Origin of the sequence: uncultured Ruegeria sp. (assembly GCF_947489545.1) — a bacterium.
Lineage (GTDB): Bacteria > Pseudomonadota > Alphaproteobacteria > Rhodobacterales > Rhodobacteraceae > Ruegeria.
The window spans coordinates 1-14,492 of sequence record NZ_CANLDZ010000006.1 but is presented as its reverse complement, the minus strand read 5'-3'; the positions used below and the strand labels follow the sequence as shown (position 1 = coordinate 14,492).

Sequence of the window (14,492 nt, the reverse complement as noted above, 5' to 3'; positions counted from 1 at the left end):
CCTTTCCAAAACCTATCCTGAGGCTCGTTTATGCCGATCTCTACCGATTCCGCCGAAACACTGGCGCTGAGGGCCCTTGCGTGGCTTGTCGGCAATGACGAGTTGCTGCCCGTTTTCCTGGGATCTACAGGTGCTGCAACAGAAGACCTGCGTGACAGAGCGGGGGATCTGGATTTTGCGGTGTCTGTTCTGGATTTTCTGATGCTTGACGATTCCTGGGTCATGGCGTTTTGTGACACCAATTCGATCCCCTACGACCGCCCCGCTCAGGCGCGCGCGGCATTGTCGGGCAATGCTGACACGCATTGGACCTGAACGATAGACTTTGCAGGAGCACTCAATCAATGCCAATTGACGCCATCGTCTTCGACAAGGACGGTACTTTGTTCGACTTTGCTAACACATGGGGGGCGTTCGGATGCTCCATGCTGCTGCGTTTGAGCAACCAAGATGAAACGCGTGCGACGGAACTTGGGCAAATCATCGGGTTCGATTTTCAGCAGCAGCGTTATGCCGAAGATAGTATCGTGATCGCCGCAACCGTGGACGAAATCGCCGAGGTTTTGGCTCCACACGTCGAAGACATGTCATTCGGTGAACTGGTTGAACTGATGAATGCCGAAGCAGCGGCGGTTCCACAGGCACCGGCTACCCCTTTGGCTCCATTGCTGGAGCGGCTTCAGAACTCGGGAATCAAGTTGGGGATCGCGACAAACGACAGTGAACACCCCGCGCTTGAGCACTTGGTATCTGCCGGGGTCAGACAGCATTTTGACTTTGTCGCGGGCTATGACAGCGGTCATGGTTTCAAACCTGGCCCTGGCCAATTGCTGGCATTTGCGGCGCATGTCGGTGTTGAGCCGGCGCGTATCGCGATGGTGGGCGACAGCTTGCACGATTTGCAGGCCGGGCGTGCTGCAGGCATGACAACAATCGGTGTTTTGACCGGGTTGGCCACGGCCGAAGCATTGGCGCCGATGGCAGATGTTGTGTTGCCGGACATCGGGCACATTCCCGGCTGGTTGCTGGAAAACCAACACGCCAAACTTTGAATTCAGCAATCGGATCGTAAAAACCGACACACTCTGTCGCAGACAGAGCGGCTTGATGCCCGTCTTCGGGGCTTGCTTGGACAAAAGCAAACGCAGGAGGCGACGATGGCCGACACGAAAACACGCAAACGTCGGGGCGGTGGACGCGCAGGGGCGGCTGCTCGCCGAGGCAGCGCGGCCATTGATCAAATGCCATGGAACCCACCGATCAACACGGATCAACCGACCGAGCCTTTGGATCAGGACGGGATTGAGGCGATCCATGACGGGGCGATGCGTATCCTCGAAGAAATCGGCATCGAGTTCTACAATGAAGAGGCCATCGGTATCCTGCGAGAAGCGGGCTGTACCATAGAAGGCGATAACGTCCGCATGGGGCGTGATTTTGTGATGGAAATGGTGGCGAAGGCGCCAAGCCAGTTTTCGATCACGCCAAGAAATCCGAGTCGAAAGATCGAGATTGGCGGTAAAAACCTGCTGTTTGGAAACGTTTCGTCGCCGCCGAACTATTGGGACATGGAAATTGGAACCAAGGTTCCCGGCAATCGTGAGATGTGCCGGAATCTGTTGAAACTGACGCAGTATTTTAACTGTATCCATTTTGCGGGTGGGTATCCGGTCGAACCGGTGGATATACATGCAAGTGTTCGCCACCTTGATGTGCTGTATGACAAGCTGACCCTGACGGACAAAGCGATGCATGCATACTCGCTAGGGAAAGAACGCGTTGAAGATGTTATGGAGATGGTGCGCATCGCAGGCGGTCACAGCCATGAAGAGTTTGAGGCGACACCTCGGATGTACACCAACATCAACTCGACCTCACCGCTGAAACACGACCATCCGATGATTGACGGCTGCCTGCGTTTGGCGCGCCGTGGGCAGGCCATAGTCGTGACTCCGTTTACATTGGCCGGTGCTATGGCGCCGGTTACAATGGCGGGTGCGGTTGCTCAGTCGTTGGCCGAAGCGTTATGCGCGATTGCGTTGTTCCAATATGTACGCCCCGGCATTCCTTGCGTGATTGGGACCTTCACGTCGAATGTGGATATGAAATCTGGCGCACCCGCTTTTGGCACACCCGAATACATGCGCTCTACCCAGATGACGGGGCAGATGGCGCGGTATTATGGGTTGCCTATGCGATCCTCTGGTGTTTGCGCGGCGAATGTACCGGATGGGCAGTCAGTGTGGGAAACTTCAAATTCGCTTTGGGCTGCGGTGCAGTCGGGCACGAATATGGTTTATCACGCTGCGGGCTGGCTTGAAGGCGGGCTGATCGCAAGCCCCGAAAAGTTTATCATGGATTGCGAAATCCTTCAGCAAATTCAGCGCTATATGGATCCCGCACTGACGGCAACGGGGCCAGATGAAATTGCGTTGGATGCCATTCGTTCGGTCGGAAATGATGGCCATTTCTTTGGGATCCAGCACACGCAGGACCGCTACACCACAGCCTTTTACCAACCCTTCCTTAGCGATTGGAAAAACTACGAAGGATGGGACGTTGCCGGTGGTATCTGGACCACCGAACGCGCGCATCACATGTTCAAAGAGATTATCTCAAGCTTTGAACCGCCTGCCATTGATGATGGGATACGAGACGAGCTTGCCGATTTCGTCGCGCGCCGAAAAGCAGAAGGCGGTGCGCCGACGGATTTCTAGTGACTACTGGACTGGTGTCGCTCTGATACTCGGTTGCATTCGCGGTATCTTGGAGGTGATTTTGGCTGTTTGTTAAGGTTTGTCGGACCAAAATTGAGATGCAATTAATCTGAGGCATCTCATGCATGGTCTGATCAATCGGGCGATTCAGTCTTTTGTATGCGCAACCTATGGTCGGTCGTGCTGGCTGCGCGTTACCGAGGCTGCGGAGCTGGGTTTTGTCGAGTTCGAGGCAATGCTCGTCTACGATGATGATGTATCCATTCGTGTTATGGACGTGTTGAGCGCAGAAATTGGCCGTCCGAAGGCGGAAATTCTGGAGGATGTCGGCACCTATCTTGTGTCTCACCCAAACATGGAGGGGCTGCGCCGTTTGCTGCGGTTTGGCGGCGGAACCTATGTGGAGTTTCTGCATTCCCTCGACGATTTGTCTGATCGTGTCAGATTGGCTGTCTCCGACCTCGCCCTGCCAGCGCTCGAACTGAGAGAACTGTCCACGACAGAGTACCAGCTGCTCTGCGATCCGGGTTTGCCAGGTTACTCGAGCGTCATGGTTGGCGTGTTGCGCGCAATGGCTGACGACTATGGTGCGCTGGTTATACTGTCGCATGACGGGCAGCACGAAACCACTGAGGTGATCACGGTAACGCTGGTAGAGAGTGCTTTTTCCGAAGGTCGCCACTTTGATTTGGGGGCGCGTGCGGAGTAATGAACACCCAAGACCTGGCGAGCCTTCTCGAAACCTTGTGCCCGATGTTCCTGCTGATAGACGAGAAGGGGGACATTCGGCAGGCAGGACCAACCCTAAAAAAACTGCGCCCCAATATCCCGTTAGTGGGTTCCAGCTTTCTGGATATCTTCGAGCTGATCCGTCCCCGAACGGTCACAACGATTCCTGCGCTCATGTCGATGGCTGGTGCAAAGCTGCACCTTAAGTTCCATGATGAACCGCGCACTGCCCTAAAAGGATTGGTCGCCCCTTTGCAGCATGGCGAAGGGGCTGTCATCAACCTGTCCTTTGGTATCTCGATCTTGGATGCCGTACGCGACTATGCTCTGACAAGCGCGGACTTCTCGGGCACTGATTTGGCAATCGAACTTCTGTATCTTGTCGAGGCCAAGTCTGCAGCGATGGAGGCCTCACGGTCTCTGAACCTCAGGCTTCAGGGGGCCATGCTCGCCGCCGAGGAAAAGGCCTATACGGACACGTTGACAGGATTGAAAAACCGGCGGGCAATGGACCATATGCTTGACCACCTGACTTTTTCCAATTCCAGTTTTGCCCTGATGCATCTGGATCTTGATTTCTTCAAATCCGTGAATGACAGGCTGGGCCATGCGGCAGGTGATTTTGTCCTGCAGCAAGCGGCGCGTATCATGGTCGAAGAAACGCGTGGCGATGACACAGTGGCGAGGGTCGGAGGCGATGAGTTTGTCATTATTTTCAAAGGCCTGATACGTGAAGAAACGCTCGCATCGATTGCTGAACGACTTATCCTCAGGTTGAATGAACCGATGACGTTCCAGCAGCAGACTTGCCACGTATCTGCAAGCATTGGGACCGCCTTATCAACACAGTTTAGGGCACCAGAAGCGGAAGAACTTCTTCATGCTGCCGACCTTGCCCTTTATCAGGCCAAACGAGACGGGCGATCCTGCCATCGCCTTTATTCGACCTTGTCAAAGGCCCAGCAGTAGCTTTGCTTGATGCATCAACAGAAGGGCGTTTGCGCCGCAAGGTCTAAGCTGATTGATACGCAAGACCTAATTTCTTTGCTATTTGCAGCTGGATTGGCGGTAGTTCTCCGACCACTGGCAAAACGACCCCCTTAAACTCCGCCCGGCCCAGCTCTTCCGGAACGTCCTCCAAAACATGCCCGCCGGTGCATGCAAAGAATGGAAGACACAGGGCCTGCACGCCTAATCCGGTAGCAGCTGTGGCGATGGGTGGGGCTTCTTCAACAAACCCAACTCGGATTGAGTTGAAAGAAACCAATTGTCCTAGTTTCGATGCGAATTCTGCCGCAACGGCGGACGGGTTGCGGCTGCGACCGGAGCCATGCGCAGCGACAACCAGATCGGTTGAGGCGGCCTCCCATCGCTTGTCAGATAGTGTGGTGTGCAGCGCGCGCGCAGTAAGTTTGGGTAGTTCAGGATCGATGCCCAGCGGATCTAGAATGCGCAAGTTCCGGTCTCCGACGCGTTTCGGCAATGCGCTGGTCACGAACCAGCCTTTCGCCATGAAAAGCGGATAGATCACGGTATCTTCGGGTAGGCTGTCCATCCGACCCTCGAACGTGCCTGGCGCAGCTAAGGTAGCGGAATGAACGGATACATCTGTTGTCAAAGCGTCAACCTTGGCAGCAAAATCTGCAAGCGCCGCCTCGGCGGGCTCGGGGTCAGAGGGCTGACCATGGGCGACGATGATGGCATGCGGCATGCGAAGGCTCCTGTCCAATTGTGCGATAGATGTACCGCCGCCACAAATTGTCAATCCGTGCGTCGCGTGGGCTTAGCCCAAGAGGGTCAACCAAAGCCAGACGCTTAGAATTGATGCAGCCGTCCCAATCAGTACGGACGAGGCCGCGACACGTTTGGCGCGGCCATACATATTGGCAAAGATGTACGCGTTGAACCCTGGCGCCATTGCTGCGTTCAAGACACCTGATCGAAACAAATCCTGAGGCAGCCCAGTGGATTTTCCGAACATCCAAACCAGGCTAGGATGCAACATCAAAGAGATTGCACACACATAGGCAATGGTACGCAGATCACCTTCGGGTTTGTATTTGACCAGCACGCCCCCCAGCGCAAACAAAGCGCCGGGCAGGGCGGCGCGGGTTACCAAGCCAAGGGCCTCGTCAACAACGGCCGGAATGGCAAAACCTGACAGATTGACTAGAAACCCCAACGCGATCCCAAGGATCAGTGCATTTTTAAACATCGCGGACAATACGGACCGTGCCATACGCACCCCGCCATGTCCCCTGTTGCGCACCACTTCCATGACGGTGATTCCAACGCCGTAGCAAAACGGGGAATGGAACGCGATGATCGCATAGTTGCCTGTGAGGTTCTCGGGGCCATACGCACGTTCGGTGATTGGTAGACCTAACAAGACTGAGTTTGAGAACAAGCAGCAGAACCCAATGGCAACGCAGTCTTCCCAGTCACGACCAAAGATGATGCGTGCGCCAAACAGGCCAGCCATAAAACAAAGCGCGGCAGCGGAATAGAAGCTGGCCAGCAGCCGTGGATCGAAACTGGCGCTCAGGTCGAGATGCGCGATTGCCAAAAACAGCAAGCAAGGGATGGCGAAGCCCTGGGTGAATTTCATCAACCCATCGACGTGAACTTCGTTGAAGTACCCCGAGCGGGTGGCCGCATAGCCAGCACCTATAACCAGAAACACCGGAAGGATGACGTCGATCAGACTCTGGAGCATTTCACCCCCATTGGCTGTGCCACAGACGGTGATATCCGCGGTGTTCCGGGCAGAGCCTTACAGCGCCTGATGGATCACCATACCGTCATAGGCGGGGGTGATATGATCGGGAGTTTCCGCCTCGACGGTCGCGAAATCGAGATCGATATGCATATTGGTCAGAACCGCGCGTTTAGGATCCAGTTTTGCAATCCAACCAAGCGTCTTTTCCAGATGTGTGTGGGTCGGGTGTGGTGAGCGGCGGAGGGCGTCGATGACAAGGCAGTCCAAGCCCTCAAGCTCCGGCCATGCATCGTCATAGATTTCCGCCACATCAGGCAGATACACAAGTTTCCCCATCCGAAATCCTAACGAGTCGATCGAGCCGTGGTTTACTTTGAATGGTCGAAACGGGATAGGTCCGCCAGGACCATCAATTTCAAAAGGGCCATCAATGGTTTTTAGGTCCAGAATAGGCGGGTAAGGCGAGCCTTCGGGCTGAATAAACGCGTATCCGAAGCGTCCCAACAAGGCGTTTTGTGTATCCCCATCGGCCCAGACTGGGACGCGGGATTTCATGTTGAACACGATCATGCGCAAATCATCGATTCCATGGACGTGATCGGCGTGCGAATGCGTATAGACCACGCCGTCCAATCGACCGGTCCCCGAATCCAAAAGTTGACCGCGCATATCCGGTGTGGTGTCGATCAGGACCGAGGTTGTCCCCTCTGGACCGTCACGTTCAACCAGCATTGAGCATCGCCGACGAATGTTCCTGGGGTTTGCAGGATCACAATCACCCCAATGTCCGCCCAAACGGGGGACGCCGCCGGATGACCCGCAGCCCAGGATGGTGCATCTCAGCTGGGTCATGCAGCCGCCTTGAACGCGGCGACCTTAGCAAAAAGCCGATCGAAATTCGCCTGTGTCTGGGCCGCGAAGGCAGGGTAATCCATTTCGAAAATCTCTGCCCCTTTTTGCGCCGTATGCGCAGTATAGGCTGGTTCATTGCGTTTCCCGCGATAGGGCGGCGGCGCCAGATAAGGCGCGTCAGTTTCGACCAGAATCCGATCTACAGGGGCGCTGGCAAAAATATCGCGCAATTCCTGGCTTTTGGGGAAAGCCGCGATGCCGGACATGGACAGATAAAAACCCAAATCCAGCGCTGCCCTGGCAAGCTCTGTAGAAGAGGAAAAGCAGTGCATCACGCAGCTGTAGGGCGCATTGCGGAACTCTTCGGACAAAATGCGGGCCATATCGTCATCTGCTGCGCGGGCGTGGATAATCAGAGGCAGGCCCGTGCGTTGCGCTGCCTCGATGTGAACGCGCAATGATTGCTTTTGCACTGCGGCGCTGTCCGCTGTGTAGTGATAATCTAACCCGCTTTCGCCGATGCCAACGAATTTTGGATGCTGTGCCAGCGCCACCAATTCATCGGCGGTTGCCAGTGGTTCCTCGGCGGCGCTCATCGGGTGGGTGCCGGCAGCGTAAAACACCGGCGCGTAGCTTTCAGCAATGGCACGAACGGTCGGTTCGTTTCGAAGCCGCGTGCAGATTGTCACCATCCGAGTCACACCAGCCTGCGCGGCGCGGGTGACAATCTCATCCAGTTGCCCGTCGAAATCCGGGAAATCCAGATGGCAATGGCTGTCCGTGATTTGGGGGGTATCGCTCATCTGTTCTGACCGGCGGCTTCCTGTATCTTGAACACCGTATCTAGGACCAAAGCCGCAGGGTCAAGGTTCACCGCCTGACCGTGTCGACCGCGCGCTGTCACAACGGCAGCAACCTCGGCCCAACGGCGCGCTTGATGCGGTGAAGCAGACAAGCGCGTGAGAATTTCAGCCTCGTTTGGTGCAGCTTCGGGTGACGGCGCCGCGCCGGTTGCCCCTGTCAAAGCCAGTCGCGCCAAAGCGACATCGATCAACGTCAACAAAAGCTCAAACCGTTCTGCCGCCCCACGCTGGGCTGCCGCCGTAGCCAGTGCGAGCGCGCGCTGTCTGTCAATGCGGGGCAGGGTGCCCAGAATGGCGATCAATTCGGCATAAGTTTCGAGCCCGCCAAGATTGATCAGGCGTACGGCGTCCCCGACTGATCCTGCCGCCAAGGCCGCCAGATGATCTGGTTGCGCGGGGACATCTGCCCCTGTTTGCGCAAGGGCGGCTTGCATGTCCTCTGGCCCAAGCGGGGACAGGCGTAGAGTGCGGCACCGCGACCGGATAGTTGGCAGCAGGCGCGAGGGTTGATGAGATACCAGCAACAGTGTCGTGCGCGCCGGCGGTTCTTCGAGCATCTTCAAAAGCGCATTGGCCGCACTGACGTTCATTTCATCGGCCGCATCGACGATCACAACCCGGCGCCCGCCATCGGCGGATGACAAGCCAAAGAACCGCCCGAGCTTGCGGACGTCATCCACAACAATTTCAGCTCTCAGGCGGCCATGATCGTTCAACGAACGGGTAATCGCCGCCAGTCCGGGCTCTGCGCCCGCCAACATGCGATGGCAAACCGGATGATCGGGGTCGATATCCAGCGTCTCAGGCGGTGGCGGCGCGCCAAACAACCCGCCGTCATCCGCCGGAGCTGTGGCGAGAAGAAACCTCGCGATGCGCCACGCAAGTGTTGCCTTGCCCACGCCGCGCGGGCCGGTCAGTAGCCAGCCGTGGTGCAGCCGATCCGAATTGTAGGCGGCCAAAAAGGCTTGCTCGGCCGCGTCCTGTCCGAAGATGCGGAGTGTTTCGCGCGGGTGTGGGGCGCCGGGCGCCTGATCTGGGGTTGGGGTGTCGTCGCTCATCTTCTATCGCAAAGCTGCTGTAACGATCTTTGTCACATCGCGGGCGACGCTGTCCATGTCCCGATTCCCATCCACGATGCGGAATCTGTCAGAAAACTCTTCTGCCAGCGCCAGAAAACCAGCGCGCATCTTACGTTGTAAAGCGGGGCCAAAATCTTCGAACCGTTCTTCGGCGCCTTGCCGACCTTTGGCGCGGGACAGGCCAGTGTGAGGGTCCATGTCTATCAAAACCGTCATGTCTGGCTCGCGCTTGATCATCAGGCTGTGTAACTGGTCCACCAAGCCGCGCAAGTCGCCACGAGACAGGCCCTGATACATGCGAGTACTGTCCGCAAAGCGGTCACAGATCACGACTTTGCCTGCAGTCAATGCAGGCTCGATCGTGCGTTCAAGATGGTCACGACGGGCGGCGGTGAACAGCAGGATTTCCGTTTCTGCTGACCATCTGTCGGGATCACCCTCCAGCACGAGGCTGCGAATTTCTTCGGCTCCGGCAGATCCGCCGGGCTCGCGGGTCAATATCACGTCGCGGCCAGTTTCGCGCAGATGCTCGGCAAGCATCCTTGCCTGCGTTGACTTTCCTGATCCATCAATGCCTTCAAAGGTCAGAAACAACCCGCGCTGCGTCACATCGACTCCAGCGGTTTGTTGATAACATCCTTCAGAACAATGCCCCCAACGGTCAGCATGCGCACAAGGAAACCACCGATTGCCACGCCCTCGGCCGCGACAAGGGGGCGGCGGATTTCGGGCAAGCCCTCGGGTTTGATCACGAGCTCGGCCAGTTGCTGACCTTTTGAAACTGGGGCGTTGATGGGCCCCTCATAGACCACCTCGGCTTCGACGTCTTGCGTGCCCAGAACCGGGAACAGAACCGTCAAGTCGCCTTCGGGCACCAGGCTAACTGTCTTCTTTTCGCCCATCCACAGCCTTGCTTCCGCTATTGGCGCTTCCGCGTCGGCAACTGTCCTCTCGACAAAATTTCGAAACGACCAGTTAACCACGGCCTCAGCCTCCTCTGCGCGCTGGCCGGTGCTGTCGATGCCGGTCAGTACGAAGATCACGCGACGGTCGCCTTGTTTAGCCGAGCCGACGAGGCCATATCCCGCTTCTTGCGTATGTCCGGTCTTTAAGCCGTCTGCGCCGATATCGAGACGCAGCAAGGGATTGCGGTTTCGTGCGTTGGACGGGGCCCTTCCATCGAACTCAAAGACCTCTTCGGCAAACAACGGGTAGTATTCCGGAAAATCGGTGATCAAAGCATTGGCCAAGACGGCAAGATCGTGCACGGACATCATATGCCCTGCCGCGGGCCAGCCGTTTGAATTGGCAAAATTCGAATTGTTCATACCCATTTGCTTGGCACGCTGGGTCATGTAGCGCGCAAAACCAGCCTCAGTCCCGTCAGGGCTGAGCGCTTCTGCGATAACGACGCAGGCATCATTGCCTGACAAGACGATGATCCCGCGCAGCAGATCTTCGACACTGACCCTGTCTTGAGTGTTCAAAAACATCGTTGAGCCGCCATAGCTCATTGCGTGTTCAGACACTGGCAGCGTCTCGCTCAACGTCAGACGCCCATCCCGCAACGCCTCGAACGCAACGTAGAGCGTCATGAGCTTGGACATTGATGCAGGCGGCAAAGGCTGATCGGCCTCTTTCGACAGCAGAACCGTGCCTGTTGTCTGGTCAATCACATAGGCCGCACGGGCCGAGGTATCGAACGCATGTGCGGGCAAGGCCAAAATGGCCAACCCGAGCGTCAAAACGGATGTTCGCAATGAGGATAGCACGCTAAGCCTCCTGTTTCAGTTGGACACGGTGAAAGCGTCGTTAAAGCCAAGAGACTTAACACTGCTCTGAATGGCTTTGCGCTCTGTACGGGTGGTGGCAGGTCCGACCAGAACCCGCCAGACCGTCTTGTCTTCAGTCTTTAGCTCGCGCACCTCAGCAGACAAACCGCCTTTGCGGATCTTTTCAGCTGCGCTGTTTGCATTGGTCTCTACGCCAAAAGTACCAACCTGCACATATGGTTTCGTAAGCGTTGATCCGGTTGCTGTAGCGGCTGCCGCCGGGGTCGGTTCGGCGGCATCGATTGCAGCCGCCGCACCCTCGATCGGATCAAGGGGCGTTTCAGTGATTTCGTTTGGTTGCTTCTTTTGCCACCACTTCCGCTTGGCAGGTTGTTCGGCTGGTGCTGCGACCGGTGCATCCGACAGCCCTGGCGATGTCGCGGCCTCGGTGGCCGCTTCAGTTGCCGCCTCGGTGGTCTCATCCGTTGCTGCAACGACTGCACCGGCAGACGCGGCAACCGCAGGCTCTTTCTTTTGCCACCACTTCCGCTTGGCAGGCTTTTCCGGCGTCGCGTCCTGACCTGTGTCCTCTGCTGACACGGTTTCCGCCGATGCCTCAGGTTCTTCGGTGGCATTGTCGGCTTCCGGCGCTTTTTCGGCCGGGGGCGGGGTTTCTTCAACGGCCTCACGACGCAGAGCAACAACGTTCACTTTGGTTGGAGCGCCGGCCAGCATTCCCAGCTTTTCAGCTGCGGCAGATGATACTTGAAGTGCAGGGCCGGGCAAGTTGCGCTCGCGCCGGAACAAAGCGCCTGTTGTTGTCTTGTTGTTGGACGTGTTCTTGATAACAACGCGTTCGGGCTGGGTGACATCGGGATGTGCAACCCAGATTCCCCCCAGGGACGGTCTGCCATCCCACAGTCCGGCTTCGGTTACCTCAAAGACATCAGGGGCTTCAACATCACGCTGGGAACCGCTTGATACCTCCGGCAAAAGCTCAATCTTTCCCGTGTTTTCTTCTGGTTTCTCTGCTGATCCCAGAGTTTCCTCACATCCAGATAGCACTGCAAAAGTCAAAGCCAGATACGCCAGCCTCTTCGGCCCTGCGCGTGTCTCGGTCGCTCGCTTCATCTTTTCATCCCTTGCCTGATGGGACCTCGTTTTCCGAGCCCCGCCGCCGGTCGGCTGGTTCTGCGTGCCAGCCTGCTACGGTCTTTCGCCCGGATCATAACGCGGGTGATGTGTCATGGAAAGACTGCTGCACGTGCTTCGGCAAGATTTCCCGATTTCGACTTGCCTCTGAATTAAGTTCGCCTTAGACCCTGCCTCACGCGGGGAGGTGGCAGAGTGGTCGAATGCGGCGGTCTTGAAAACCGTTGAACGTGAGAGCGTTCCCAGGGTTCGAATCCCTGTCTCCCCGCCATAAAACCATGGCAAATCCGACCATCATTGCCGTGCCTGCCAAACCCGCGATTTTTCGGTTTCCCAAAAAATTTCCCACGTTCATGTTCGGTTCTTGTTCTGGTCTCGCTTGGTCTGAGCTTGCTTTGCGAGTCGTTTTTGGCTGGCGCCCTTCGAGTATTTCTGAACCATGGACAGACTTTTGTGTCCTGTGATGGCCGCAATCTGGTGGTCGGTACATCCGGCCTCGGCCAACTCACTGGCGGCGCTGTAGCGAAGGCCATGAGGGCTGTAGGCGTCTAAGCCCAGCTTCTTGCGCTCTGATATGGTGGATTTTTGAATCTGATCGTAGTTCAGCTGTCGACCGTGTCCGTCGCAAAGGATGTAGCGCAGGCTACCTCGTGTTGTTGTCGCCAATACGTCGCGCAGTCGATCAGTGAATGGAATCCAAAGCCTTGTCTGTGTTTTGCCTTGGGTGACCCAAATACCGCCATCCTCGATATGCCCCCATTCCATGAGAGTGAGGTCGGTAGCGCGCTGCCCGGTCCCGATGGCCAGTTCGAAGTCCAATAGTGGCAGACCGGTCACATTGCTGCGATAGATGTCGATCGCCGACGCGGGCCAAGGCTTATGCCCATCACCCGTTTTCAGTTTCTCAATGCCTTTGGCAGGGTTGTCACGCTGCCAATCCAAATCAATCGCGTGTTCAAACAAGATCGAAAGCATGTGCGGGATATAGTTCGCAAACCGGGCCCTGTGGCGGTTTGCCATCTGTGCATCAATGATGGTGGAACGCCGCATTTTGGTCGGGTCCTTTTTGCCGACCGTATCAGAGAGATACTCCAATACCTTCGAATAGTCCGACTTGGTGCGAGGCGCGAGCTTTTGCCATTTAGGGCTTTGCTTGTAGCTCGCGATCAGCTTCTCAAAGGTGAGGCGGTTGGAACGTTCGCTACCGCCTCGCATCAGGCGCCAGTATTCGCGGTCATATTCTTCGCTGCTCGGGTCATCCGGCAATCGCACATACCGGCCATCCTTTCGGAAATACTGGTATGTTCGGCCCTTGATGACCTTCGAAGTAGTGAACTTTTTTCTCACCATTTGACGTCCTCGTAGCCATCGATCATCTGGCCTCGCAATATGGCGCGCAGTTCGTCCGCATCCCAGCGTTCATACGGGCCGATTTTCCGGGGTTTGGGTAGGATGCCATCAGTCACCAAGTTCCGAAAGCTGCCGACGGGCATGTCTAGCATCTTGGCTGCATTCTTCTCGCTGACGGCAATTGGTGCGATCTGACCCATTTCCCTGTTTTGTGCGAGCTTAAACAGGGTCTGAATGCGGAACAAATAGGGGTTTTGACGTGAACAAACCCCCTAGCGCTGCCCCCGAAGGCAGTGTTCTATGGGCAGCCGGTCGACCGTTCACTGCGACTGCGATACCAGTTCATTTATGCTTGGTGCGCGCAGAAAGCGCTCTCTGCTGATACACTAGGAGTCAGAAACCATCATCTCTGTTCATCTGGTTAGTCAGCGCCTTCTTTTGTAGATCTGCCTCACGCATTTCGATAACGAGCTGTCGCAATTCAGATGTAATTGAGGCGATAGCATCGACCTGTTCTGTATCGTCGTCATCAGACAAGTCGTCTGGAGTCTCGATATCGACTTCACCGCCATCCTCTGCAAATTCCAACAGGTTCTTTATCGCCCGCTCTAGTTTTGTCGCTACGTCGCCTTTCGGTTTAGAATCAAGGTGTGGCTTCAGTTCTTCGACGATGGATTCGATGGCATTTGATTTTAGTTGTTCTTCTTGCTCTTTGAAGCCCTCTTCCATCCTTTTATTTGTTAGCTTTTTTGCACGCAGATCTTCTACTTTCAGCTGTAGGTCCAAAATGTTTGACGCAACCATCGTTATCGATTTGCTGATAATCGCAAGCAGCGCAGCAGCCTTTGCGGTCATCGCCAGATAGATGAGCAGTGATCCGGTATCTGCGCCTGTTACTTGGGTGTCTTCAACCTTTTCTCCGATAGCTTCAGCAATACCAGCCACCGTAACATGCCATGAAGCTGTCCGCTTTCTGAGATCGGTGACATTGTTGATCGCTGCGTCTGCACGAAAGATAATCGCTACACGGTAACGCCCAGGCCCGGTTTCGTTCTCGTCCTGAGTTTTGCCTAGGCCAAGTGCTGCCAAGCTTTCTGATGCTGAAACCAAACTGATTTTGGCTTGCTCGATTTTCTGGAACGCCTCTGCGACCGCTTGACTGACAGTGGCCATGTCGTAGCTAGGCTCCAGACTCATTGATTTACAGCCAGAATAGGACTGTAGCAGCGAGAGCGATGGCCGAGAGGAATACCTTTGGG

The 14,492-nt window shown here is 56.0% G+C and carries 16 protein-coding genes and 1 tRNA gene; 6 read left to right on the top strand and 11 right to left on the bottom strand.

Annotation, left to right across the window (positions count from 1 at the left end; genetic code table 11):
* Positions 1–30 precede the first annotated feature (30 nt).
* From Q1B13_RS10180 to Q1B13_RS10160, 5 genes are all read left to right on the top strand, one after another.
* A complete protein-coding gene (locus Q1B13_RS10180; protein ID WP_299080057.1) occupies positions 31–315 on the top strand; it encodes a DUF3572 domain-containing protein in 285 nt (94 codons plus the stop codon).
* Between the two features lie 29 nt (positions 316–344).
* Positions 345–1,052, top strand: coding sequence for an HAD family hydrolase (locus tag Q1B13_RS10175; protein WP_299080060.1), 708 nt, complete (start codon positions 345–347; stop codon positions 1,050–1,052).
* Between the two features lie 105 nt (positions 1,053–1,157).
* Entirely contained in the window at positions 1,158–2,717 is a 1,560-nt protein-coding gene (locus Q1B13_RS10170) for a trimethylamine methyltransferase family protein (RefSeq protein WP_298932925.1), read from the top strand.
* A gap of 121 nt (positions 2,718–2,838) precedes the next feature.
* Positions 2,839–3,426: a heme NO-binding domain-containing protein gene (locus Q1B13_RS10165; RefSeq protein ID WP_299080063.1), complete on the top strand. Its 588-nt coding sequence runs from the start codon at positions 2,839–2,841 to the stop codon at positions 3,424–3,426.
* The gene (locus tag Q1B13_RS10160; protein ID WP_299080066.1) at positions 3,426–4,415 is read left to right on the top strand and encodes a diguanylate cyclase; all 990 of its coding nucleotides are present in this window, start codon (positions 3,426–3,428) and stop codon (positions 4,413–4,415) included. Before Q1B13_RS10165 ends, Q1B13_RS10160 begins: the two co-directional genes overlap by 1 nt.
* A 43-nt stretch (positions 4,416–4,458) precedes the next feature.
* On the opposite strand, the gene Q1B13_RS10155 is transcribed toward Q1B13_RS10160, so the two are convergent.
* The 8 genes from Q1B13_RS10155 to Q1B13_RS10120 form a co-directional block, all read right to left on the bottom strand.
* Positions 4,459–5,157 carry a CbiX/SirB N-terminal domain-containing protein gene (locus Q1B13_RS10155; protein ID WP_299080069.1) on the bottom strand — a complete coding sequence of 233 codons (699 nt, stop codon included), beginning with the start codon at positions 5,155–5,157 and terminating at the stop codon, positions 4,459–4,461.
* Between the two features lie 72 nt (positions 5,158–5,229).
* Complete coding sequence (locus Q1B13_RS10150) at positions 5,230–6,162, bottom strand: AEC family transporter (protein ID WP_298932916.1); 933 nt, start codon at positions 6,160–6,162, stop codon at positions 5,230–5,232.
* 57 nt (positions 6,163–6,219) lie between these two features.
* Positions 6,220–7,017, bottom strand: coding sequence for an MBL fold metallo-hydrolase (locus Q1B13_RS10145; protein ID WP_299080072.1), 798 nt, complete (start codon positions 7,015–7,017; stop codon positions 6,220–6,222).
* Entirely contained in the window at positions 7,014–7,820 is an 807-nt protein-coding gene (locus Q1B13_RS10140) for a TatD family hydrolase (RefSeq protein ID WP_299080075.1), read from the bottom strand. Before Q1B13_RS10140 ends, Q1B13_RS10145 begins: the two co-directional genes overlap by 4 nt.
* A complete protein-coding gene (locus Q1B13_RS10135; protein WP_299080077.1) occupies positions 7,817–8,938 on the bottom strand; it encodes a DNA polymerase III subunit delta' in 1,122 nt (373 codons plus the stop codon). Before Q1B13_RS10135 ends, Q1B13_RS10140 begins: the two co-directional genes overlap by 4 nt.
* 3 nt (positions 8,939–8,941) lie before the next feature.
* Positions 8,942–9,568, bottom strand: a complete 627-nt coding sequence (gene tmk / locus Q1B13_RS10130; RefSeq protein ID WP_298932908.1) for a dTMP kinase — start codon at positions 9,566–9,568, stop codon at positions 8,942–8,944.
* Positions 9,565–10,731, bottom strand: a complete 1,167-nt coding sequence (locus tag Q1B13_RS10125; protein ID WP_299080080.1) for a D-alanyl-D-alanine carboxypeptidase family protein — start codon at positions 10,729–10,731, stop codon at positions 9,565–9,567. Before Q1B13_RS10125 ends, tmk begins: the two co-directional genes overlap by 4 nt.
* A 15-nt stretch (positions 10,732–10,746) precedes the next feature.
* Positions 10,747–11,862, bottom strand: a complete 1,116-nt coding sequence (locus Q1B13_RS10120; protein ID WP_299080083.1) for an SPOR domain-containing protein — start codon at positions 11,860–11,862, stop codon at positions 10,747–10,749.
* A gap of 202 nt (positions 11,863–12,064) precedes the next feature.
* Between Q1B13_RS10120 and Q1B13_RS10115 the strand changes: the two genes are divergently transcribed.
* A tRNA-Ser gene (locus tag Q1B13_RS10115) sits at positions 12,065–12,154 on the top strand.
* Between the two features lie 80 nt (positions 12,155–12,234).
* On the opposite strand, the gene Q1B13_RS10110 is transcribed toward Q1B13_RS10115, so the two are convergent.
* The 3 genes from Q1B13_RS10110 to Q1B13_RS10100 form a co-directional block, all read right to left on the bottom strand.
* Positions 12,235–13,233 carry a site-specific integrase gene (locus Q1B13_RS10110; RefSeq protein ID WP_299080086.1) on the bottom strand — a complete coding sequence of 333 codons (999 nt, stop codon included), beginning with the start codon at positions 13,231–13,233 and terminating at the stop codon, positions 12,235–12,237.
* Positions 13,227–13,433 carry a hypothetical protein gene (locus Q1B13_RS10105; RefSeq protein WP_299080089.1) on the bottom strand — a complete coding sequence of 69 codons (207 nt, stop codon included), beginning with the start codon at positions 13,431–13,433 and terminating at the stop codon, positions 13,227–13,229. Before Q1B13_RS10105 ends, Q1B13_RS10110 begins: the two co-directional genes overlap by 7 nt.
* A 193-nt stretch (positions 13,434–13,626) precedes the next feature.
* Positions 13,627–14,492 (bottom strand): hypothetical protein (locus Q1B13_RS10100; RefSeq protein ID WP_299080092.1); only part of this gene is annotated, 866 nt, incomplete at its 5' end.